27 protein-coding genes are annotated in these 21,722 nt (G+C 69.6%); 14 read left to right on the top strand and 13 right to left on the bottom strand.

Going from position 1 to position 21,722, the window contains the following annotated elements; genetic code table 11:
- Positions 1-61 precede the first annotated feature (61 nt).
- Positions 62-1,159 (bottom strand): succinyl-diaminopimelate desuccinylase, encoded by a 1,098-nt coding sequence (gene dapE, locus ACFUUZ_RS12210; protein ID WP_378695303.1) that lies wholly within the window; start codon positions 1,157-1,159, stop codon positions 62-64.
- A gap of 44 nt (positions 1,160-1,203) precedes the next feature.
- Between dapE and ACFUUZ_RS12205 the strand changes: the two genes are divergently transcribed.
- From ACFUUZ_RS12205 to dapD, 4 genes are all read left to right on the top strand, one after another.
- Positions 1,204-2,202, top strand: coding sequence for a LacI family DNA-binding transcriptional regulator (locus tag ACFUUZ_RS12205; protein WP_378695301.1), 999 nt, complete (start codon positions 1,204-1,206; stop codon positions 2,200-2,202).
- A 67-nt stretch (positions 2,203-2,269) separates the two neighbouring features.
- Entirely contained in the window at positions 2,270-3,343 is a 1,074-nt protein-coding gene (locus ACFUUZ_RS12200) for a phosphotransferase (RefSeq protein WP_378695299.1), read from the top strand.
- Positions 3,344-3,419: 76 nt separating this feature from the next.
- Complete coding sequence (locus ACFUUZ_RS12195) at positions 3,420-4,595, top strand: PucR family transcriptional regulator (protein ID WP_378695297.1); 1,176 nt, start codon at positions 3,420-3,422, stop codon at positions 4,593-4,595.
- Positions 4,592-5,539 carry a 2,3,4,5-tetrahydropyridine-2,6-dicarboxylate N-succinyltransferase gene (gene dapD / locus ACFUUZ_RS12190; RefSeq protein ID WP_378695295.1) on the top strand — a complete coding sequence of 316 codons (948 nt, stop codon included), beginning with the start codon at positions 4,592-4,594 and terminating at the stop codon, positions 5,537-5,539. Before ACFUUZ_RS12195 ends, dapD begins: the two co-directional genes overlap by 4 nt.
- On the opposite strand, the gene ACFUUZ_RS12185 is transcribed toward dapD, so the two are convergent.
- Complete coding sequence (locus ACFUUZ_RS12185) at positions 5,536-6,939, bottom strand: acyl-CoA synthetase (protein ID WP_378695294.1); 1,404 nt, start codon at positions 6,937-6,939, stop codon at positions 5,536-5,538. The genes dapD and ACFUUZ_RS12185 overlap by 4 nt on opposite strands.
- Positions 6,940-7,054: 115 nt before the next feature.
- Between ACFUUZ_RS12185 and ACFUUZ_RS12180 the strand changes: the two genes are divergently transcribed.
- Positions 7,055-7,909: an oxygenase MpaB family protein gene (locus tag ACFUUZ_RS12180; RefSeq protein WP_378695293.1), complete on the top strand. Its 855-nt coding sequence runs from the start codon at positions 7,055-7,057 to the stop codon at positions 7,907-7,909.
- A 55-nt stretch (positions 7,910-7,964) separates the two neighbouring features.
- Here ACFUUZ_RS12180 and ACFUUZ_RS12175 read toward each other — a convergent pair whose 3' ends face one another.
- The 8 genes from ACFUUZ_RS12175 to ACFUUZ_RS12140 all read right to left on the bottom strand — a co-directional run bounded on the left by ACFUUZ_RS12175 (position 7,965) and on the right by ACFUUZ_RS12140 (position 11,399).
- Complete coding sequence (locus tag ACFUUZ_RS12175) at positions 7,965-8,309, bottom strand: Imm8 family immunity protein (protein ID WP_378695291.1); 345 nt, start codon at positions 8,307-8,309, stop codon at positions 7,965-7,967.
- 138 nt (positions 8,310-8,447) lie between these two features.
- Positions 8,448-8,798 (bottom strand): hypothetical protein, encoded by a 351-nt coding sequence (locus ACFUUZ_RS12170; RefSeq protein ID WP_378695290.1) that lies wholly within the window; start codon positions 8,796-8,798, stop codon positions 8,448-8,450.
- A 76-nt stretch (positions 8,799-8,874) separates the two neighbouring features.
- Complete coding sequence (locus ACFUUZ_RS12165) at positions 8,875-9,258, bottom strand: hypothetical protein (protein ID WP_378695288.1); 384 nt, start codon at positions 9,256-9,258, stop codon at positions 8,875-8,877.
- A 3-nt stretch (positions 9,259-9,261) separates the two neighbouring features.
- Entirely contained in the window at positions 9,262-9,561 is a 300-nt protein-coding gene (locus ACFUUZ_RS12160; protein WP_378695287.1) for a WXG100 family type VII secretion target, read from the bottom strand.
- 9 nt (positions 9,562-9,570) lie between these two features.
- Positions 9,571-9,885: a WXG100 family type VII secretion target gene (locus tag ACFUUZ_RS12155; RefSeq protein WP_378695286.1), complete on the bottom strand. Its 315-nt coding sequence runs from the start codon at positions 9,883-9,885 to the stop codon at positions 9,571-9,573.
- Between the two features lie 181 nt (positions 9,886-10,066).
- On the bottom strand, positions 10,067-10,282 hold the full coding sequence (locus tag ACFUUZ_RS12150; protein ID WP_378695284.1) for a hypothetical protein: 216 nt from the start codon (positions 10,280-10,282) through the stop codon (positions 10,067-10,069).
- Positions 10,283-10,304: 22 nt separating this feature from the next.
- Positions 10,305-10,592 carry a hypothetical protein gene (locus ACFUUZ_RS12145; protein ID WP_378695283.1) on the bottom strand — a complete coding sequence of 96 codons (288 nt, stop codon included), beginning with the start codon at positions 10,590-10,592 and terminating at the stop codon, positions 10,305-10,307.
- Positions 10,593-10,748: 156 nt separating this feature from the next.
- Complete coding sequence (locus ACFUUZ_RS12140; protein WP_378695281.1) at positions 10,749-11,399, bottom strand: TetR/AcrR family transcriptional regulator; 651 nt, start codon at positions 11,397-11,399, stop codon at positions 10,749-10,751.
- 125 nt (positions 11,400-11,524) lie between these two features.
- Between ACFUUZ_RS12140 and ACFUUZ_RS12135 the strand changes: the two genes are divergently transcribed.
- Positions 11,525-12,379: an oxygenase MpaB family protein gene (locus tag ACFUUZ_RS12135; protein ID WP_378695279.1), complete on the top strand. Its 855-nt coding sequence runs from the start codon at positions 11,525-11,527 to the stop codon at positions 12,377-12,379.
- 1 nt (position 12,380) lies between these two features.
- On the opposite strand, the gene ACFUUZ_RS12130 is transcribed toward ACFUUZ_RS12135, so the two are convergent.
- Positions 12,381-13,313 carry a proline dehydrogenase family protein gene (locus ACFUUZ_RS12130; RefSeq protein ID WP_378695277.1) on the bottom strand — a complete coding sequence of 311 codons (933 nt, stop codon included), beginning with the start codon at positions 13,311-13,313 and terminating at the stop codon, positions 12,381-12,383.
- Positions 13,310-14,938, bottom strand: a complete 1,629-nt coding sequence (gene pruA / locus ACFUUZ_RS12125; RefSeq protein WP_378695275.1) for an L-glutamate gamma-semialdehyde dehydrogenase — start codon at positions 14,936-14,938, stop codon at positions 13,310-13,312. Before pruA ends, ACFUUZ_RS12130 begins: the two co-directional genes overlap by 4 nt.
- A 114-nt stretch (positions 14,939-15,052) precedes the next feature.
- Here pruA and ACFUUZ_RS12120 point away from each other — a divergent pair, with 114 nt between their 5' ends.
- Positions 15,053-15,991 (top strand): hypothetical protein, encoded by a 939-nt coding sequence (locus tag ACFUUZ_RS12120; protein WP_378695273.1) that lies wholly within the window; start codon positions 15,053-15,055, stop codon positions 15,989-15,991.
- Here the strand turns inward: ACFUUZ_RS12120 and ACFUUZ_RS12115 are convergent, their stop codons facing one another.
- Positions 15,992-16,843, bottom strand: coding sequence for a helix-turn-helix transcriptional regulator (locus tag ACFUUZ_RS12115; RefSeq protein WP_378695272.1), 852 nt, complete (start codon positions 16,841-16,843; stop codon positions 15,992-15,994).
- A gap of 160 nt (positions 16,844-17,003) precedes the next feature.
- On the opposite strand from ACFUUZ_RS12115, the gene ACFUUZ_RS12110 reads away from it, so the two are divergent.
- The 7 genes from ACFUUZ_RS12110 (at position 17,004) to ACFUUZ_RS12080 (ending at position 21,721) form a co-directional block, all read left to right on the top strand.
- Positions 17,004-17,837, top strand: coding sequence for an SDR family NAD(P)-dependent oxidoreductase (locus ACFUUZ_RS12110; RefSeq protein WP_378695270.1), 834 nt, complete (start codon positions 17,004-17,006; stop codon positions 17,835-17,837).
- Positions 17,838-17,932: 95 nt separating this feature from the next.
- The gene (locus ACFUUZ_RS12105; RefSeq protein ID WP_378695268.1) at positions 17,933-18,199 is read left to right on the top strand and encodes a YbaB/EbfC family nucleoid-associated protein; all 267 of its coding nucleotides are present in this window, start codon (positions 17,933-17,935) and stop codon (positions 18,197-18,199) included.
- The gene (locus tag ACFUUZ_RS12100; protein ID WP_378695267.1) at positions 18,192-18,482 is read left to right on the top strand and encodes a YbaB/EbfC family nucleoid-associated protein; all 291 of its coding nucleotides are present in this window, start codon (positions 18,192-18,194) and stop codon (positions 18,480-18,482) included. The genes ACFUUZ_RS12105 and ACFUUZ_RS12100 overlap by 8 nt, the downstream gene beginning before the upstream one ends.
- Entirely contained in the window at positions 18,479-18,775 is a 297-nt protein-coding gene (locus tag ACFUUZ_RS12095) for a type VII secretion target (protein WP_378695265.1), read from the top strand. The genes ACFUUZ_RS12100 and ACFUUZ_RS12095 overlap by 4 nt, the downstream gene beginning before the upstream one ends.
- Positions 18,772-19,995: a DUF6973 domain-containing protein gene (locus ACFUUZ_RS12090; protein ID WP_378695263.1), complete on the top strand. Its 1,224-nt coding sequence runs from the start codon at positions 18,772-18,774 to the stop codon at positions 19,993-19,995. Before ACFUUZ_RS12095 ends, ACFUUZ_RS12090 begins: the two co-directional genes overlap by 4 nt.
- Before the next feature lies 1 nt (position 19,996).
- Complete coding sequence (locus tag ACFUUZ_RS12085; RefSeq protein ID WP_378695261.1) at positions 19,997-20,530, top strand: hypothetical protein; 534 nt, start codon at positions 19,997-19,999, stop codon at positions 20,528-20,530.
- A gap of 153 nt (positions 20,531-20,683) precedes the next feature.
- Positions 20,684-21,721 carry an alpha/beta fold hydrolase gene (locus ACFUUZ_RS12080; RefSeq protein ID WP_378695259.1) on the top strand — a complete coding sequence of 346 codons (1,038 nt, stop codon included), beginning with the start codon at positions 20,684-20,686 and terminating at the stop codon, positions 21,719-21,721.
- The last annotated feature ends 1 nt before the right edge of the window (position 21,722 follow it).

The following is a 21,722-nucleotide window of genomic DNA, read 5'->3' as shown; positions in this document are numbered from 1 at the left end:
ACCGGCCGCGCACTCGGCCGAACGGCGGGACCGGATTGTTCGCCGCGCGGTTGCCCGTGCGTTACCGGGCGCCGGTCAGGTACCCCCGCAGCACCTCGGTGACCTGGGTGATCTGCTGCACCGGCACCCGCTCGTCGCGCTTGTGCGCCAGGTTCGGGTCGCCGGGGCCGAGGTTCACCGCCGGGATGCCGCGGGCCGCGAACCGGGCCACGTCGGTCCAGCCGTACTTGGCCCGCACTCCGCCGCCGCCCTGCCGCTGCACCGCCGCGATCAGGTCGGCGGCCGCGGGCGCGCTCAGCCCCGGCAGCGCGCCCGCCGCCGAGTCGGTCACCTCGAGCGCCAACTCCAGCCCGGAGAAGACCTCGGCGACGTGGTCGGCGGCCTGCTCGACCGAGCGGTCGGGGGCGAAGCGGAAGTTCACCTCGACCTCGGCGGCGTCCGGCACCACGTTCCCCGCGACCCCGCCGCCGACCCGCACCGCGGAGAGCCCCTCGCGGTACACGCAGCCGTCGATGTCGACCTCGCGGCCGCGGTACGCGGACAGCCGCTCCAGCACCGGGGCCAGCCGGTGGATGGCGTTGTCCCCCAGCCACGACCGCGCCGAGTGCGCCCGCACGCCCTTCGTGGTGAGTTTCGCCCGCAGCGTGCCCTGGCACCCCGCCTCGACCCAGCCCGCCGACGGCTCGCCGAGGATCGCGAGATCGGCCTCCAGCCACTCCGGGAAGTCCCGCTCGACGCTGTTGAGGCCGTTGTAGCGGGCGGCGATCTCCTCGCAGTCGTAGAAGATTAGGGTGAGGTCACAGACCGGATCGGCCACGGTGGCGGCCAGGTGCAGGAAGACCGCGTCGCCGGATTTCATGTCCACCGTGCCGCAACCGGCCAGCACCCGGTGGCCGTCCTCCATGACGTAGTGGCTGGGCAGGTTGTCCGCGATCGGCACGGTGTCCAGGTGCCCGGCGAGGATCACCCGGTCCCGCCTGCCGCGGTCGGTGCGGGCGAGGACGACATTGCCGTGCCGCTGCACGGTGAAGCCCGAGGTCTGTTCGCGCAGTGCGGTTTCCACGATGTCGGTGATGGCCGCCTCGTCCCTGGAGACGCTGGGGATGTCCACCAGCGCGACGGTCAGCTCGATCGGGTCGGCGCGCAAATCGATGCTCACGCCGCCAGCCTACGGCGCGTTCGCCGCGCGGATGCCATGCCATCATGACCGGGGCGAACAGAAGGGGTGTGATGACCGCCAGACCGACCAAGGCGGACGTGGCCAGGCAGGCGGGCGTCTCCACCGCGACCGTCAGCTACGTGCTGAACGACGCCCCCGGCCGCTCCATCTCCGAGCAGACCAGGGCCGCCGTGCGCCGCGCCGCCGCCGAGCTCGGCTACCGCCCCAACCTCGCCGCGCGCAACCTGGCCCGCAGGCGCAGCGGCGTCGTGCTCTTCGTGCTGCCCCAGGTGGCGTTGAACCCGCTCGCCATCGAAGTGAGCACCAGGATGACCACCGAACTCGCGCGCCGCGGCGTCATGCAGGTGATCCTCTTCGACACCGGCGACGAGGCGGCGATCGTGAACGCCATCACCGACCTCGACCCGGTCGCGGTGACCGGCGTCTACCCGCTGCGAGGTGCCGCGCTGGCGGCGGTCGAGGCGGCCCGCATCCCCCACTTCCACCTCGGCAGCAGCCGCCTCGCCGACCTCGGCAACCTGCACCTCACCGCGGGCGAGCTCCGGGTCGCGCACCTGGTCGCGCGCGGCCACCGCAGGCTCGCCTACGCCTACCACCCCGACCCCGCGCTGCGCCCGATCGGCGAGTACTGGCTGGCCGGGCTGCGCGCCGCCATGGACGCCCGCGGGTTGCCCGAACCGGACCTCGTCGAGGTGGGCGCCGCCGACGCGGCGCGGATCGTCACCGACTGGCGGGAGCGCGGCATCACCGCGGTCTGCGCGCAGAGCGACGACACCGCCTTCGTCGTCCAGCACGGCATGCGCCAGGCCGGGCTGGAGTGCCCGCGCGACCTCGCGGTGATCGGCGTCGACGCCATCCCGCTCGGCGCGGTCGCGGCGCCGCCGCTCACCTCGGTCGCCTTCGAGGCGGGCGCCATCGTCGACATCGCGACGGCGTCCTTCATGACCGCGCTCGGCTACCCGACCGAGCCGGAGGCGACCGGCGCGGATCTGGCCGTCCTGGTGGTCCGCGAATCCACCTGAGTTTCCGGTTACGCGCGTAACCTCTTTCGAGAATGACATTCTCCTTCCTCTGTGAGAGAGGTTCTCGATGCCTGACGATCTGACCATTCCCGCCGACTGGGCGCAGATCAGCCCGGACTGGATGACCACCGCGCTCGCCGGGAGCTTCCCCGGCGTCCGGGTGGCCTCGGTAACCGTCACCCTGCGCGACGACGGCACCAACCGGCGCGCCCGGCTCGCGCTGGAGTACGCCGGAACGCCCGGCCCGAGCTCGGTCTTCGTCAAGGCGGCCGACCCGGCGCACCGCGAGCTGATCAAGCTGACCAGCGGAATGTTCCACGAGCCGCGGCTCTTCCGCTCCGGCGCCGCGCTGCCGATCGAGCACCCGGCCGTGTACACCGCCCTGATCGACACCGAGCGCGAGGACTTCCTGCTGGTCATGGAGGACCTGACCGAGCGCGGCGCCGACCCGCGCGACGCCACCCGCCCGCTCACCGTCGACCAGGCCGCCGACGGCGTCCGCGCGCTGGGCAGGCTGCACGGCCACTACTGGGGCGCCCGGCTCGACCGGCATCCCGAACTCTCCTGGCTGGAGCCCTTCGTCCCCTGGAACGGCATGGAGATCGCCCCGCTGCAGGCCGCGCTCGACCGCCTCCCCGACGCCCCGCCCGCGGTGCTCGCCCTGACCATCGACCAGCTGATCGACGACATCTGGAAGCCCTACATCGCGAGCCTCACCACCGGCCCGCAGACCCTGCTGCACGGCGACGCGCACATCGGCAACACCTACCTGCTCGACGGCGCCCGGGTCGGCTTCCTGGACTGGCAGGTAGCCAGGCGCGGCTCCTGGTCGCTGGATCTCGGCTACTTCCTGCAGGGCGCGCTCACCGTCGCCGACCGCCGCCGCGCCGAGTCCGACCTGCTCGCCGAGTACCGGGCCGCGCTGCGACTCCCGGCGGCCAAGCTGCCGTCGGCGGCCGAGCTCGAGACCGGGTACCGCGCCTCGGTCGCGCACGGGCTGACGCTCTGGCTCTGCACCGCGAGCGCGGGCGAGCTGTGGCAGCGCCCCGACATCGCGCTGGCCCTGGCCGAGCGGTACGCCGCCGCCTACGCCGATCTGGACACCGCGGGCGCGCTGGCGGAACTCGCCGCACGCCGTTGATAACCCGCGGTTACGCGCGTAACGTCGGGGAGTAACACCGTTATCGCCTGGTCGGCGCCGAGCAGTGGAGGAAGCCGTGACCATCACCCTGCCGGAACGTGAACTACTCCAAGTCGCCTCGCTCGACGCCCCCGACGCGATCACCGCGCTGACCAGGCAGTGCCTGGCGGCCGCGCTGGCCACCGTGGACGGCGACGACACCACCGAGCACCTGGACTGGATCCAGCACGCCGCGGCGGGCTGGGCCAGGGAGGGAACGCCGATCGACACCGTGCTGCACGCCGCGCACTCCGGCTACCGGATCGGGCTGGACCTGGTGGCCGCGCGCCGCACCGCGGGCGAGGTGCACCCCGACGACTACGACAGCCTGGTGGCCGGGATGCGCGCCATGCTGACCGCGCTGGACCGGATGACCACCGCGATCAGCATGGCCTACGTCCGCGAGCTGCGCTCCGACGCCGCCGACCACCACACCGCCGTGCACACCCTCGCCTCCGCGCTGCTCGGCGGCTACTCCACCAGCACCATGGCGCGCGAGTGCGGTATCGAGCCCGCCGAGCGGTACGCCGTGCTCGCCCTGCACATCCCCACCCACCCCGACGCCGCCGACCCGACGCTCGACGGCGACGTGGTGGTCCGGCGCACCCTGCGCCGCCTCCAGGCCGCGCTCGCCGCGCACGCGGGGCCGTCCACCCTGGCGCTGCTCAGCGTGGACGGCGGCACCGTCCTGCTGCCCGCGCACGCCGTCACCGACGCCGCCCTCGACGCGCTGGTCGCCGAGCTCACCGCGGCCGCGGCGGTGCCGATCACCGCGACCGTCGTCGTCGCCGACCGCCACCTCGTCCCCGACGCCGCCGACCGCGCCCACCAGCTGCTCGACACCGTCACGCTGATCGGCACCCGCGGCGGCCTGCACCGCTTCGAGCGGATGGCGCTGGAGTTCCAGCTCACCAGGCCCGGCCCGGCCCGCGACTGCCTGGCCGCCATCCTGAACCCGCTGGACGAGCACCCCGAGCTGCTGACCACGCTGCGCACCCACCTGGAGAACGACTTCAATCGCCAGCTCACCGCCAGGCAGCTGCGCATCCACGCCAATACCGTCGACCACCGGCTCAAGCGGATCGCGCAGTTCACCGGGCTCGACCCGACCTGCGGCGCCGACATCTGGAAGCTGCGGTCGGCCCTGGTCGCGCGCTCGGCCGACGTGGCAGCACCACGCCACGGACGCGATCGGTACGCTCTCTCGACGTGAGCACTCAGGGAGCAGCAGCAGTCGGCATCGCCACCGTGACCTCGTCCGGGACCGTTCTGGACACCTGGTACCCGGCCCCCGAGCTGGGGACGTTCGACAGCACCGGCACCGAGCGCCTCGACGCCCCGCCCGCCGAGTACGCCACCCTGCTCGGCCCGGACGAGGCCCGCGACGTCGAGGTGGTCGCCGTGCGCACCACCATCGCCGACCTTTCCGCCCCGCCCGTCGACGCGCACGACGTCTACCTGCGGCTGCACCTGCTCTCGCACCGCCTGGTCCAGCCGCACGGGCTGAACCTGGACGGCCAGTTCGGGCTGCTCGCCAATGTCGTGTGGACCAACCACGGCCCCGCCGCGGTCGAGGGCTTCGAGACCGTCCGGCTCCGGCTGCGCAGCCGCGGCCCGGTGACCGTCTACAGCATCGACAAGTTCCCGCGCATGGTCGACTACGTGGTGCCCACCGGGGTCAGGATCGGCGACGCCGACCGGGTCCGGCTCGGCGCGCACCTGGCCGCGGGCACCACCGTCATGCACGAGGGCTTCGTGAACTTCAACGCCGGCACGCTCGGCACCTCCATGGTCGAGGGGCGGATCTCCGCGGGCGTCGTGGTCGGCGACGGCTCCGACGTCGGCGGCGGCGCCTCCACCATGGGCACGCTCTCCGGCGGCGGCACCACCGTGATCTCGGTCGGCGCCCGCTCGCTGCTCGGCGCCAACTCCGGGCTCGGCATCCCGCTCGGCGACGACTGCGTGCTCGAGGCGGGGCTCTACCTCACCGCGGGCACCAAGGTCGCCACGCCGGACGGAACGGTCGTCAAGGCGGCGGCGCTGAGCGGTCAGCCGAACCTGCTGTTCCGCCGGAACTCGCAGTCGGGGGCGGTCGAGGTCGTCTCGCGCACCGGCACCGGGATCGAGCTGAACTCGGCGCTGCACGCGCACAACTAACTCAACTGCTTCTTCTGCACCTTCCCCATGGCGTTGCGCGGCAGCGTCTCGACGAAGCGGATCTCCCGCGGCCGCTTGTGGTTCGACAGCTCCGTCGCCACATGCGCCACCAACTCCGCCTCGCTCGGGGCGCTGCCCCGCGGCACCACGAAGGCGACGATGCGCTGCCCGAGATCGGCATCCGGCAGCCCGACCACCGCGACCTCGGCCACCTCCGGGTGGCCGAGCAGCGCCGTCTCCACCTCCCCCGCCCCGACCCGGTACCCACCGGACTTGATCAGATCCACCGATTCCCGCCCGACGATCCGATGGAACCCGTCGGCGTCGATCGCCGCCACATCGCCGGTCCGGAACCACCCGTCCGCGCTCCAGCTCTCCGCGGTGGCGTCCGGCCGATTCAGGTACCCGTCCCCGAGCATCGGCCCCCGCACCAGCAGGCTGCCGATGCTCTCCCCGTCCCGCGGCACCTCGCCCCCCTGCTCGTCCAGCAGCCTGGTCTCGACCCCGCGCACCGGCACCCCGACCCACCCCGGCCTGCGCTCCCCATCAGCCCTGGTGGAGAGCGTGATCATGGTCTCGCTCATCCCGTACCGCTCGACCGGCGCCTGCCCGGTGAGCTCCCGCAACCGGTGGAACACCGGCACCGGCAGCGGCGCACTCCCGGAGACCAGCAACCGAGCGCCCGCCAGCGCCCGCGCCGACTCCTCGTCCTCCGCGATCCGCGACCACACCGTCGGCACCCCGAAGTACAGCGTCCCGCCCGCCGCCGCATACGCCTCCGGCGTCGGCTTCCCGGTGTGGACCAACCGACTCCCGACCCGCAGCGGACCCAGCAGCCCGAGAATCAACCCGTGCACGTGGAACAGCGGAAGCCCGTGCACCAGCGTGTCGTCCCTGGTCCACGCCCACGCCTCGGCCAGCGCATCCAACCCGGCCGCGATCGCGCCCCGACTGAGCAGCACCCCCTTCGGCGCCCCGGTGGTCCCCGAGGTGTAGAGCACGAAGGCGATCCCCGCCGGGTCCGGCTCCGCGTACCGATGCCAGGACCGCGCGTGCCTGCGCACCGGAATCCGCGGCAGCTCGCTCCCGTCGGGCGCATCCCCCAACCAGGCCCGCGCCCCGGAGTCCCCGAGAATGTGCCGCAACTCGGCGGCCCCGGAGTCCGGCGGCACCGGCACCACGCTCACCCCCGCCAGCAACGCCCCGGTCACCGCGAGCACGGTGGTGAGCGTGGGCCGCGCCAGCACCGCGACCCGCCCCGCCCCCGCCACCCGCTCCGCCACCGAGGTGGCGGCACCGAGCAGATCGGAGCGGGACAGCGTCTCCCCCGCAATGGTCACGGCATCCGGAAGGTCGTCGCCGGCGGCGACGGCGGCCGGGTTCAGCGATCGCAGCAGCACCCCACCACGCTACTGATCACAGATCGGTCACCACTCACGGGACTCGTTGACACGGTTCGCGAAACAGTGAAACCGTGGGTGTGTATCCGTCTCACCGTCGAGATCGGAGGTCGCCGTGAGCCGACCTGCCCCCGTACCGCCCGAAACCCCCGCCGCACCGGCCGATTTCGAGGTGGCCGCCTTCCTTCCGGTGGTGGCGGGCGGCCTGGCCGCCGCCCCCAACGTCATCCTGCAGCTCGCCGCCCCCGGCGTCGGCTACGGCGTGCTGGAGAGCACCGTGCACAGCGGCAACGTCATGATCCACCCGATCAAACGGCTGCGCACCACCATGACCTACCTCGCCGTCGCCCTGCTCGGCACCGACGAGGAGCGCGCCGCCTACCGCGAGGCGGTGAACACCTCGCACCGCCAGGTCCGCTCCACCGCCGCGAGCCCGGTGAAGTACAACGCCTTCGACGTCCGCCTCCAGCTCTGGGTAGCCGCCTGCCTCTACTGGGGCCTCGCCGACCTGCACGAACGCCTCCACGGCCCCATGGCCGGCCCGGAGGCCGACGCCTTCTACCAGTACGCCGCCCGCCTCGGCACCACCCTCCAGGTCCGCCCCGAGATGTGGCCCCCCGACCGCGCCGCCTTCGACCGCTACTGGGCCGAGAACCTCGCCGCCACCACCGTCTCCCCACCCGTCCGCGCCTACCTCCGCGACCTGGTCGACCTCAAGATGCTCCCGACGCCAGTCCAGGTTTTGCTGGCCCGCCCGCACCGCTATCTCGTGGCGGGCATGCTCCCCCCGCATATCCGCGACCAGATGGGCCTGCGCTGGACGTCCCGCGACGAATGGCTCCTCTCCCGCACCCTCCGCCTCCTCGGCCACGTCGACAACGCTCTCCCCTACTCGGTGCGCCGCCTGCCACTCGGCATCTACCTCAGCGACCTGCGCTTCCGGCGCAAGCACGGACTGCCGCTGGTGTGAGTCCCGAGCCCCGGCGGCCGCGAGCGCGGCCGACAACGCTTCGTCTCCACCTGCGTCATGGGCGGTAGTCGAGGAACTCCCACTTGCCGATCTGATCGAGCTCGGCAGCGAGTTCGATCCACGTGGGCCGCTCCAAGGTCTCCAAGAACTCACGCACATACGCCTCGATCGACGCCAGATCCACCCTGTCCAGAACGATGAGGTACCTGTTCTGTTCGGCGTCATCCGGATCGACCGAGCGCGCCCGCCAACCGGGAGTGCACGCTATGGCATCGAACGATTCTTCTCCCGGCCCCTGCGCGGGACCGATCATCAGTTGCACCAGCAGCGACTCCAGGCGCCCGTCCAGCGTCCGCACGTCGGCGTCGGGACTCACGACGCCCTTGAGTTCAGCTCGCACAGCGAAGTTCGACCTCCAAATGCCATCTGTTCCGTCCACTCCATAGTGATCTGGTACTCGTCCAGTGCGGACTGCACGAGGGCGACGGCGCCTCCGCGCCCGGGTTGTCTTGGGGAGGTCGCCGGTACCGATCGCGAATTAGAACTGGTCAAGCTTCTGCTGCAGGTTGTAGACCAGGAACGCATGAAAGAGACCGGTCGCTCGCAGTGCCTGGAAGATCCGACGCGCCGTGGCCTCCTCCTGCTGCTGGCTCGACTCTCGATCCCGAACCGTGAGCACCAGCGGGAATCCGCTGAATTCGATCCCCTGATCGTCGTCGTAGTCATGCGACAGCGCCACGTCGACGAAGGCGTTGTCGAAGCCCACGGTGTAGTGCACCTCTCCACCGGAAGACCCCTCGACGCGGCCGTCGACTCCGATCACCCGTTCGATGGCGGCCGGAACACCGGCACCATCGGCAGTAGCGAAAATCTCGTGGTGGGCGCTCACGACTTACTCCCCAGATTCATCGACGACGCCGCCGATCTGCGTTTTGTCGCAATCACGGGCTACCCCGCGGTTGGGGTCACTTGCCCCGTAGAACGCGCAAATTCTCCAGTCCTATCGCCACATTCTCTGTCATGTCGGCGGATGCGATCCGACTTGCCTCCTCGAGCACCGGCCAATCCCCGGCAGCATCGAGGTCGGAGAGCATGTAGGCCATGTAGTCGGTGTCGGGATCGTCACGGCGCCGGCCGAGCTCCTCGAGAACTCGAATCAGCCCACGCAACCCGGCTCCCCGGACCAAGGCTTCGGCCGCGTCGACCTCCGCGGTTACGGTCTCGTCCTCCAGCAGCTCTCCGAGCCGATCGAAGGCTGCGGGCTCGGGTAGGCAAGCACCGAGCGTCTCGATGGCTGCCAGCCTGACGAAGGCATCCGAACTGCGCGATCGCTCCTCGATGACCGTCACCAGCTATTTCCGTCCCAGCATCCTCAGGTTCGCGTCAATGGCGGCGGTGTACCGCCCGTGCGCATCGACCGCGGCCTGCCGCATGACCTCGATCCCCTCGACCACATCGGTAGCCCCCGTCGCCCACTGCCGATATGCCTGATCCTGCGCTGCAGCCGTCTCCCCCTCCCAGTTCTGCTGCAGCTTGCCCATCCGCTGCTCCAACCCGGACAGGCTGTCGGAGAGAAAGCCGATGAAGCCGGCGACCCGGGCGGTCACCGCGTCCAGTTCGTTCAGATCGACACGGAAAGAATCGTCAGCCATAGCGCTTCCTCAGATCTCGAGCTTGCCGATGGCGTCGGTATTCGTCTGCTCCTGCTGGGTGAAGCGATCAGCGCTCACCCCGAGCAACTCGGCCATCGCCGCTAGCGACTCCAGCACCGTCAGCGCACCCTGCCGGGTCTCGGTCCATCCCGCCCGATACGAGTCGGCCGAACTCCCCTTCCAGCCGTCGAGCAGGCGAGACACCTCGCCGTCGAGTGTGCGCAGACCACCGATCAACGCATCAGCGGTCTGCTGCACGTACTGCCCGGCATCGACCACCTCCGCGGGCACCACCCGCAGGACCGCGTCCTCGGCTTCCGACACCGTCACTCCCTCCACCGGCAACTACTGCTCACCGAGTACTGACGCGCGCAGGCCACCCCCGGTTCCACGTGGACGGAACGCGTGCCCACCCCTCAGGGCACGCGATTCGCCACAAACACGGATAGCCGCTGATCAGAGGCGGGGCCGACCGATAATTACCTCGACGGCCCCGGCATCGGACCTATTCGGATTCGGCCACGTTGTAGTAGACCGTGATCGACGGCCAATCACCGTCAGCAGTGATCTCGTTGTGCAAGATCAGGTCCGCGACCGTGACAGGACCGAGGTCTTCGATCGTGGCCGCGACGGCACGCAGCAGGGCGGGTACGTCCCCCTGACCCGCACCCGCACTGTTGGCCTGGGAAAAATGCAGTGTCCGGTAGCCGGTGGTCGGCATGGCGATCCCCTCTGGTGTCGGGCTACTTGCGTCCGCGCTTCTGCTTATTGCGTTCGCCCTCGTACTTCTCGGCCTGCTTGATCTTCTGCATCGCCCGGTTGTAAGCGGCCTGGTCATACGGGCGACCGGCCGCCTTGTTGTCGATGGCCGCCTGCTCCTCGGCCGACAACTGCGCGCCCTTCGGAGCCTTCTGCTGCAGGACGACACCGACGGGAGCTGCGCCCGCAGGCTGTGCCTCGATCGCAGCTCCGGCCGACAGCGCCGCCACCGCGAGCACAGCCGCCGCAGCAGATTTCAGAGAGTACTTCACTGCGATTCCCACCCTTCGAGACGAACCGGCGCGAAACCCCTCCCCCGCCGGAGCGACACAATCAAATTCGCTGCGTCACTACAGGATTAGATGCGCCGAGTTCCGTCCCGGTTCCCGGAGCCACCCCCGGGGTGGTCCAGATCACAGATCGGCGCCTCAGCCCTCCACCAACCGCCCCGGAACCCGAAACGACACCGCTATGTGATCCCGAGCGAACTTCCGCACCGCCAACTCATCCTCGAACGGAATCACCGTCTGCGGCGTCAATGCCAGCGACAGCGAAGTGCGAGCGATCATCTCCGCGATGGGCGCCGGGTCGTACTCCGGCAACTTCCCCTCCCGCTGCAACCGCCCGATGAACTCCACCAGGTAGTCCCGCCCCAGCTCGATCACCGGCGCCCCCTGCACGGTGAGGTAGGGAAGCACGATCTCCGGCTCGGTCTGCAGCAGCCGATCCAGCAGCTTGTTCCCCCGCAACCCCTCCAGGAACACCACGAACAGCTCGACGATCTGATCCTCGGCCCCCGCGTCCCGGTCCACCTGCCGCTGCAGCGCCGCATCCACGTCCTCAACGAACTGCCGAGCCTGCCGCAACCCGACGGCCTGGATGAGATCGGATTTGCTGGCGAAACGCCGGTACAGCGTGGCGAGCGAGAGCCCGCACCGCCGCGCCACCTCGACCATGCTGGTCCGCTTGATGCCGAAGTCGAGGAAGGCGACGAGCGCCGCGTCGAGCACCCGGGTCTGGTTACGGTCCTCCGGGCCCGCGGACCGCACCAGATGCAGCAGTCGGGTCAGCTTCGCCATGTGGCCACCCTATCCATCCGCGAAACGATGACAGCCCCAGCATCGCATGGTTGCAGCCCGAATTGACAGCTTTACGAGAGGATGAGAAGTTTATCGCTGAATCCTCTCACGGAAGGTCGGCAACGATGCCCGCTCCCGCGACGCAGCTCCCCGCCCCGGCGCCGAGCCCGGTCGACGACTTCGACATGGCTGCGCGCTGGACCGGCACCGGCGCCTTCATCGGCGGCACCGCGAACGTGATCATGCAGCTCAGCCATGCCCCGGTGGCCTACGGTGTGCTGGAGAGCTCGGTCGATTCGGGCAAGGTGATGATGCACCCGCTGAAGCGGCTGCGCACCACGCTCACCTACCTGGCGGTCGCGCTGATGGGCACCGAGGAGGAGCGCGCCGCCTACCGCGAGGCGGTCAACACCTCGCACCGCTCCATCCGCTCGTCGAAGCAGAGCCCGGTCAAGTACAACGCCTTCGACCCGAATCTGCAGCTCTGGGTCGCGGCCTGCCTCTACTACGGCGTCGTCGACATCGAGCGCAGGCTGCACGGCGAGTGGGACGACGAGACCGCCGACACCTTCTACCGCTTCGCCGCCCGGCTCGGCACCTCGCTGCAGATGCGCCCCGACATGTGGCCCGCCGACCGCGCCGCCTTCGCCGAGTACTGGGAGGCCGGGCTCGCCACCCGCAGCATCGACGACCGCACCCGCGAGTACTTCGACACCCTCATCGACCTGCACATGCTGCCCAAGCCGCTGCGGTTGTTCGCCCCGGTCCAGCGCTTCCTCGTGACCGGCCTGCTGCCGCCCCGGCTCCGCGAGCAGATGGGCATGACCTGGTCGGAGCGCGAGGAACAGCGGCTCGCGCTGCTCATGCGGGCCATCGGCGCGAGCCAGCGCAAGCTGCCGACCGCGCTGCGCCTCTTCCCGATGAACTTCTACCTGGCCGATTTCCGGCTGCGCCGCAGGTTCGGCAAGCCGCTGGTGTGAGTTAGCTCCGGCTGACCAGGGCTCGGAGGAAGAACCCGAGGTTGGCCGGGCGCTCGGCCAAGCGGCGGGTCAGGTAGCCGTACCACTCGGTCCCGTACGGCACGTAGACCCGCACCGCCCGGCCCTCCGCCGCCAGCCTGCGCTGCTCCAGATCGCGCACGCCGTAGAGCATCTGGTGCTCGTAGCGGGTTCGGCCCGCTCCGATGGCCGCCTCGACCAGCACCGGGTCGTGGCTGGCCACCATCGGGTAGCCGGCGCCGTTCATGAGCACGTCGAGGCAGCGCAGGTAGGAGTCGGTGACCTCCGCGCTGTGCTGGAAGGCGACCTCGGGCGGCTCGTTGTACGCGCCCTTGCACAGCCGGACCCTGGCGTCGGTGAAGCTGCCGCAGTCGGCCTCGGTGCGGTGCAGGTAGGACTGCAGGACCACGCCGAGCCAGGGGAACTCCGGGCGCAGGGCGTGCACGGCGGCGAGGGTGCCCGCAGTGGCGGTGTGGTCCTCGGCGTCCACGGTCACCCAGATGTTCGCCCGCTCGGCGGCGGCGCAGATGGTGCGCAGCCGATCGACCGCTTTCGGCTCGGGCAGCGCCCGGCCCAGCGCCGAGAGCTTGACCGACACCTCCAGCGGCACCGCCCACTCGGGGCCCAGCTCGGTGCCGGGCGCGTCGGCCAACGTCGCCAGGTCCGCGAGCAACGCCAGGTACTCGGTGACGACCGCATCCGCCTGCGCCGGGTCGGTGGTGTTCTCCCCGAGGAAGTCGACGCTGACCCGCCGCCCGTCGGCGAGCAGTTCCCGCAGCACCGGGAGCAGCGCGGCCCGGTCGGCGCCCGCCACGAAGCGCCGCACCACCGCCGCCGTGATCGGCACCGTGGTGACCGCCTTCGCCAGCCGCGGCGAGCCCGCCGCCGCGAGGATCACCGGCCGCAGTGGGTTCACGGCGTGCCCATGTGCGGGTAGCGGTGGTCGGTGGGCGGGACGAAGGTCTCCTTGATCGTCCGCGGCGCGACCCAGCGCAGCAGGTTCAGCGGCGACCCCGCCTTGTCGTCGGTGCCCGAGCCGCGCGCCCCGCCGAACGGCTGCTGACCCACGACCGCGCCGGTCGGCTTGTCGTTGACGTAGAAGTTCCCCGCCGCGTATCGGAGTGTGGTGCTCGCCTGGTCGATCGCCTGCCTGTCGCGCGCGAAGACGGCGCCGGTGAGGGCGTACGGCGCGGCATCGTTCACCTGGTCCAGGACGGTCGGCCAGGCATTGTCGTCGTAGACGTGGACCGCGAGGATCGGGCCGAAGTACTCGGTGCCGAAGGCCTCGTCGCGCGGGTCGTCGACCAGCAGGACGGTCGGCTGCACGAAGTACCCTTCTGTGTCGTCGGCGGTGCCGCCCACCGCGATTTCGATCCCTGCTTCTCGGGCCCTGTTCAGCGCGGCCACGTTCTTGTCGTAGGCGCGGCGGTCGATCAGCGCCCCGCCGAAGTGGGTCAGGTCTTTGACGTCGCCGTAGCTCAGGCCGGCTGTGGTGTGCAGGAAGTCGTCCCGCATGGTGTCCCAGAGTGCGCGCGGGATATAGGCGCGGGAGGCCGCCGAGCACTTCTGTCCCTGGTACTCGAAGGCACCGCGGACCAGCGCGGTAGCGAGCGAGGCCGGGTCGGCCGACGGGTGCGCGACGATGAAATCCTTCCCCCCGGTCTCGCCGACCAACCGCGGGTACCCGCGATACCGCTCCAGGTTCTGGCCGACCTGCTGCCACAGGTACTTGAACGTCTTCGTGGACCCGGTGAAGTGGATCCCCGCCAAATTCGGGTCGGCGAGCGCGACCTCGGAGAGCGCCTGCCCATCCCCGGTGACCAGGTTGATCACCCCCGGGGGCAACCCCGCCTCCTCCAGCAGCTGCAGCGTGTAGAACGCGGCGAGCGTCTGCGTCGGCGACGGCTTCCACACCACCGTGTTGCCCATGAGCGCGGGCGCGGTGGGCAGGTTGCCCGCGATGGCGGTGAAGTTGAACGGGGTGATGGCGTAGACGAAGCCCTCCAGCGGGCGGTAGTCCATGCGGTTCCAGGTCCCCGGGCTGGACTCCGGCTGCTGGGCGAGGACGTCGCGGGCGAAGGCGACGTTGAACCGCCAGAAGTCGACCAGCTCGCACGGTGCGTCGATCTCCGCCTGCTGCGCGGACTTGGACTGGCCGAGCATGGTCGCCGCGGCCAGGGTCTCCCGCCACGGGCCCGCCAGCAGGTCGGCGGCGCGCAGCAGGACCGCCGCGCGCTCGTCGAACGGGAGGGCGCGCCAGGCCGGGCCCGCGGCCAGCGCGGCGTCGATGGCCGAACGGGCTTCCTCGTGCGTGGTGTCGGTGTAGCTGCCGAGCACGTGGCTGTGCCGGTGCGGAGTGACGATTTCGTGCCTGGTCCCGGTGCCCGGCCGGTGCTTGCCGCCGACGACAAGGGGGATCTCGACCTGCTGCTCGGCGATCTCGGTGAGTTTCGCGCGGAGGCGCTCGCGCTCCGGGGTGCCGGGGGCGTAGGTGTGGATCGGCTCGTTGGCCGGGGTGGGGACAACCGTGACAGCGTCCATATCTCAGGCTAGCGCCGGATCGCGGGTCCGTCCGGTAGGCCGCGCAGACGTCCCCGGAGGTCGCTCGTCAGCTACTCCTTGCCGCTGCCGCCGACCTGGTGAATCCTCTCCGGCATGGAGGAAGCGATCGGACCTCTGCCGCTCGAGGCAATCAGCGAGATCACGCCCGAACCGATCCGCGAGCACTGGGTGGTCGTCGCGGACAAGCGCTACCCGCCCAAGCAGGTCTACCAGCTCATCACCGGATTGCCGCGCTCGGCGTTCACCTCGCACCGCGCCCTCGCCGAGCTGCGCAAGTCCGGCCTGACCACCAGTGTCTACACACCTCCCTCGGCCGAGGTTGTCCACACGGAACCGGCCGACGACGCGACGAGCAGCATCCAACTGGCCGAATCGTTCGCGACACTGCTGACGTTCCTCACCGACCGCAACCTGACGCTGCACCTCGCCGACGCGGAGACCGCCCTCCAGCACGCCGATTCCACCACGAGCAGCACGGTGATCACCGACTACGGATTCAGCGACGACCTCCTCGACGCCGCGCTGGCCGTGCGCGCACACGTCGGCCGCCTCAGCGACGTCATCCACGCGACCGTCATCGCCCGCGTGCTCCCGGTCATCCTCGAACCCGGCGAAGTGGTCGTGCAACGGCCGTCCCTGGGAGCGGGCAACGACCCGTCGCGCCCCTTCGACCTCGAAACCGACCGGCGAATAGCCGAATTCAAGGTCGCGCAGTGGAAGGGCGCCGACACCATGCGCAAGCGAGGCGTCGTCGCCGACCTCGTTCACCTGGCGCTCGACAAAAGTGATAGGCGCGCCCAACTGTTCGTCGTCGGCACGCTTCCCATCCACTTTCTGACAACGTCCAGGACGACGATCGAATGGGCGCTCGGCCGATCGTCCCCGCACACCAGAGCCCGATTCGAAGAACGCTTCGGACCAGCGAGCGAACACACCGTCGCCGATTTCACCCGCAAGCACGGCTCACATATCGAGCTGGTCGACCTGACGACGCTCGTCCCGTCGTTGGCGCTCCCGCCCGACCTCATCTGATCACGAAGTGCCACTCGCCATCGACCAACTGGCCAGCATGCGCAGAGCCTGCTGCGACGAGCTTCCCGGCTCGGTCGTGTACAGGTACAGCGTCTGATCGGAGTCCCCCGGCAGAGTCAACGTCTCGTACTGAACCGTCAGCTCCCCCGCCACCGAATGTCGCAACCTCTTCGACCCGTGAGTCCGCTGCAACACCCGATGCTCGACCCACCACTGCCGAAACTCCCCACTGGCCGCACTCAACTCCTCGACCAATTCGAGCGCAGCCCGATCCTCCGGATTGTTCCCCACCTCCAACCGCAGACTCTCCACCGCGGCCCGAGCCTGCGTCTCCCACTCCACGAACAACTCCCGCGGCTCCGCACCGAGAAACATCCACCGCGCGTAATTCCGCTCCCGAACCGGCATAGCCGAGAAATCGGCGAACAGCGCGTGCGCCATCCAGTTGCTCGCCAGCACATCCGACCGCCGCCCGAGCACCAGTGCGGGCACCCCGTCCAGCGCCTCGAGCAACTGGTACATCCCTGGCCGCACCCGCTGCACCGGCACACTCCGCCGCCCGGCGGTACTCGGCCGCCCGATCAACTGCCCGAGATACTCCCGCCCCGCCGCATCGAGATCGAGCGCGCGGGCGATGGCGTCGACCACGCCCGCCGTCGGCGTGATCCGCCGCCCCTGCTCCAGCCGAGTGTAGTAATCCGCCGACACCCCGGCCAGCCGAGCGACCTCCTCGCGCCGCAACCCCGGCACCCGCCGAACCCGATCGTCGGCGGGCAGCCCGGCCCGCGCGGGATCGATCTGCGCACGAGCGCGCCGCAGGAAATCGGCCAGCTCCCGGTTCACCTCACCCATGGCATCGAGTCTCCCCGCAACGCGCCCGCGCCGCCTGGGTCGCCGCGTCCTACGTTGCCGCGTCCCAGGTCGCGCCGGACCAGTTTTGCAGCCCTGAGCAGCACCGACAGCGAGCAGAGTAGGTCCCGTCGAAGCACACACCGATCCGAAGGAACGAACGATGACCGCAACCTGGTTCGTGACCGGCACCTCCCGCGGCCTCGGCCTGGAACTGGTGCAGCAGCTCCTCGCCCGCGGCGAGAACGTCGCCGCCACCACCCGCTCCGCCGACCGCCTGCACACCGCCCTCGCCGGCACCGACACCACCCGCCTGCTCCCCCTCACCGTCGACCTCGCCGACGAGAACCAGGTCAGCGCCGCCGTACACCGCACCCTGGACCGCTTCGGCAGCATCGATGCGGTGGTGAACAACGCAGGCTACGGCTACCTCGCCGCCGTCGAGGAGGTCCCCGACCGCGACGCCAGGCAGATGTTCGACATCCAGCTCTTCGGCGCCTGGAACGTCCTGCGCGCGACCCTCCCGCACCTGCGCGCCCGCCGCCGCGGCCACATCGTCAACATCTCCTCGGTCCTCGGCCTCACCACGGTGCCCGGCTGGGGGCTCTACTCCGCGGGCAAGTTCGCCCTGGAGGGGCTGACCGAGGCGCTGGCGGGCGAGGTCGCCGAGCACGGCATCCGCGTCACCCTGGTCGAGCCCGGCTACTTCCGCACCGATTTCCTCACCACCGACTCGCTCGCCCTGCCCACCGCCACCGCCGACGGTTACGAGTCCATCCGCGACATGACCCAGCAGCACCTGGCCATGCCGGGCACCCAGCTCGGCGACCCGGTCCGCGGCGCCGCCGCCATCATCGCCCTGGTCGAGCGCGGCGACGGCCCGCTGCGCCAACTGCTCGGCTCCGATGCGCTGGCATACGCGGCGGCGAAGGTGGAGGCGCTGCAGGCGGATATCGAAGCGAGCTGGGAGCTGGCGTTGAGCACCGACCATTCGTAGAACGAGCCCCTTCGCGGTGCCCGAACGTCCGGTATACGGTTGCCCCGGGGGATACCGCTGGGGGCCGTCCCGAAGACGTGGAAGTGGGGTGGAGCGTGGACGCTGCGGAACCGGAATCAGAGCTCGACCGGCGGATAGCCGCGGTCCGCGGCGAATCGAGGTCGGCCGACGGAACCATAACCATCGAGACCGACCCGGCAGGCCGGATAACCCGCCTCTACGTCGCCGACTACGCCATGGACGACGGCCCGGACCGGCTCGCCGCGGTGCTCGTCGAGCAGCATCGGAACGCGCACACGGCGGCCATCGACCAAGCCGCGCAGATCCTCGGCCCGGCTACTCCGGGGAGTTCCGATGTCTGAAGACCTGGAGCAGGTTGCCCGGCAGGTCGCCGAGGTCAACACCGCCGTCGCCGAGGTCCGTGGCACGGCGTTCTCGCCGGACGGCTCGGTCAATATCGAGGTCGATATCTACGGCACCATCACCGACCTGCGTTTGACGGATTTCGCGATGGAGCGCGGGCCCGAGCACTTCGCCCAACTCGTCCGGGATTGTCACGAGCGGGCGCACACCACCGCGCTGACAGAGGCCCGCCGGGTCGAGGATCGAATTCGCGGGCGGCAGCATTCGCGAGGTGCGTGGTGAGGGTCGATCCGGTCAAGATGCGGGAGCTGGCGACGAGGCTGCGCACGCAGGCAGGAATTATCGAAAGCCGCCAACCGCTGGCCCAGGCTACCCGTGACGCGGCCCGTGCCGGCATGGCAGGATCCGAGACTTTCACCCGGGTCCAGGAAGTGCTTGAGGCACTGGACCGGGTCGTTCGCTACCACACGGACCGAGTCGGCGCGGTCGCCGCTGATATCGATGCCGCCGCGGCTGCCTACGACGCGCAGGAAGCCGCTAACGCGGCCTCGATGAGAGAGGCGGGTCAGCGGTGACGGACGGCCCTTCCATCACGGTCACGAAGGTCCTGGGCTGGAATGTCAGCGCCGGCGAGCGACTTCCCACCGAACTCGACTCGCTCGCCAACACCATCGAAACCGACGTCGAAGCAGCCAGCCGTGACGTACAGAACTCGCGCGACTACTTCGACGGCGAAGCGGGAGACGCGCTGCGCACGCGTTTCGACGCCGAACGCAGGAACGCCCTCGCAACGGTGGACGCGATCACCTCGATGACAGCACCCGTTCGGGAAGTCGCAGACATCTTCCGATCGGCGAAGACGACGATCGTGGACACGGTCCGCGAGATCGAGGCATCCGAGTACCAACTCTTCTACACCGAGGACGGCCAGGTGCTGTCGCGGAAGTCGGTGCTGGAATGGATGACCGGCAACCTGCTGACCGGCCTGACCCAGTCGCTGTCCGTCGAGCGGACCCGCGGCGCCCTCCAAGCCGCGCTGCAGGGTGCGTTGAACGATATCTGGAAGGCCGATCTCACCTACAACGCCGAGCTCAACAAGGTGCTCGAAGGCTTGCCCGAGGCAGTCCGGGAAGCGCTGATCCCGGTCCCCAGCGACCCCGAACTGGCCCGGATTCTGCGCGAGTATCAAGTGGACGCGTCGGATGAGACGGTCGTCTTCCCCTCCGGCACCCTGCTGGACACGATTCGCCTGTACGCGCCGGATTTTCAACCGAAGGCGATGACGCAGGAGGAAGCTGCCGCACTGGCGATACTCGCTGCTCAGCCTCCGGACGGCCCGTTGAATCTGAAAACCTTCTACGCCATCCAAGACGAAGCACAGGTGGTTGCGGAAACGGCCTACCCGGAACTCAGCGAGACCGCCACCAAGGTCGCCCTCTCGGACGGCCACGCCGACGCGTTCCGTCACACGTACTGGAACGCGCGAATGACCCAGGAGTTCGGACCGGAATGGACGAACACCTTCGCCAGTGCGCACGAGAAGATCGGAAGCAATCCCGCCGCCCGCGAGGCGATGGATCTCTACAACAACCAACTGGGCCGAGAAATCGGAACTCAGAATATCGATGCCACGCCGGAAGAGTTGCGACAGAAGGTCCTCGACGCTATCCACGACAACAGGGCGGTGGTCCTTCAGTCGGTGCCGGACGGGAAACAGATCGCCTTCAGCAACTCGGTCGAACCAGGACAAACTGCGACTCTGCCCGGAGCCGATCTACCGCTCGGAGGTAATTAGCATGCGAGTACCCCCCGTCCTGCTCGCAGCGCTGATCGCCGCTGTGATGTTGACGAGTTCCGGCTGTCAACTGATCGGCGAGGAGTCGAGCGGCCCCACCTGTTCCTCGCAGGAGTTCGACCTGATTCGACATCCCACACCACTCGGCACTTCGAAAGCGTTGGTCGGCGCCTTCGACAACGCGGTGAATCAGCAACTGGAATCCGCGACGATGACCGAGATGATCCAGCGCGCCGGGTGGACGATGGACTGGGACCGTGCCATCTATGTCGGCACGAGCACAACCGATGCCCGCCTCGACGAGCGAGCTGGAACGGACCTCGAACTGGCATGTTTGACATCGCTGCCGCAGCGCAGCAGTAATTCCGATCTCGCGAGCCCGTACGTCACTCTCTTCCTCTCCAAGGGCAACCCCGTTCAGGCCGAATGGTGGTACGGCCAGAATCCCAGCCTGAGATTCGGCGAGCAGGAGTTCCTGACGCCGGACACGATCTTCCGCTTCGACTCCGGTCATGGCGTCATGGTCGCGGAATAAGGCGGTTCTCGGAGAGGCTCAGCGCTCAGCAGTTCTGTCATCCGAAGCGGAGCAGGCCGAGTAGGAACAGTCATCGATTGGGTCATTCGACGGGGGCGAACGCCCCCGCCCACTCCCTAGCGTCGGAAACGTAAACCGACCCCAGGAGTTCCGATGACACTCACCAGAAGAGGCCTGTTCGGCGGCGCACTCGCAATCGGCGCCACGGGCGCACTCGCCGCCTGCTCAACCCCCGCGCCCACCGCCGCCCCCATCCCGGGCGCCGCACTCCGAACCGGCTCCGGCACCCACACCACCCTCGCCCCCGTGAAGCAGATCAACGCCGGACTCCTCAATGTCGGCTACGCCGAATACGGCTCCCCCACCGGCACCCCGGTCCTGCTCCTGCACGGCTGGCCCTACGACCCCTACAGCTACGCCGACGTCGCCCCGCTCCTGGAAACCGCCGGCTACCGCGTAATCGTCCCCTACCTGCGCGGCTACGGCTCGACCACCTTCCGCGAGACCACCACGGTCCGCAACGCTCAGCAATCCGCGATCGCCCGCGACATCGTCGACCTCATGGACGCCCTCGGCATCGACTCGGCCATCCTCGGCGGCTTCGACTGGGGCTCCCGCACCGCGGGCATCATCGCCGCCCTGTGGCCGGAGCGCTGCCGCGCCCTGGTCGCCGTGAGCGGCTACCTGATCACCTCGCTCACCGCGAATCTGCAACCGCTGCCCCCGCAGGCCGAACTCGGCTGGTGGTACCAGTACTACTTCGCCACCGACCGTGGCCGCCTCGGCTACGAGCGCAATCGCGACGAGTTCAACCGGCTCATCTGGCACACCGCCTCCCCGGCGTGGAACTTCGACGACGCCACCTACCAGCGCAGCGTGTCCGCCTTCGCCAACCCCGACCACGTCGATATCGTCGTGCACAACTACCGCTGGCGGCTCTCGCTGGCACCGGGTGAACCGCAGTACGACGCCAACGAACGGCAGCTCGCCACCGCCCCGCCGATCACGGTGCCCACCATCACGCTGGCCAGCGATTTCGACGGCGCGGCCAAGGACGGCTCGTCCTACCGGAGCAAGTTCACCGGGCGGTACGAGCACCGGGTGCTCGACGGCATCGGGCACAACGTGCCGCAGGAGGCGCCGCAGCCCTTCGCCCAGGCGATCATCGATGTCGATCGAGGGAGGAACTGAC

This window comes from Nocardia sp. NPDC057353 (genome assembly GCF_042667085.1).
Taxonomy (GTDB): Bacteria; Actinomycetota; Actinomycetes; order Mycobacteriales; family Mycobacteriaceae; genus Nocardia.
This window is presented reverse-complemented; position numbering and strand designations above follow the sequence as displayed.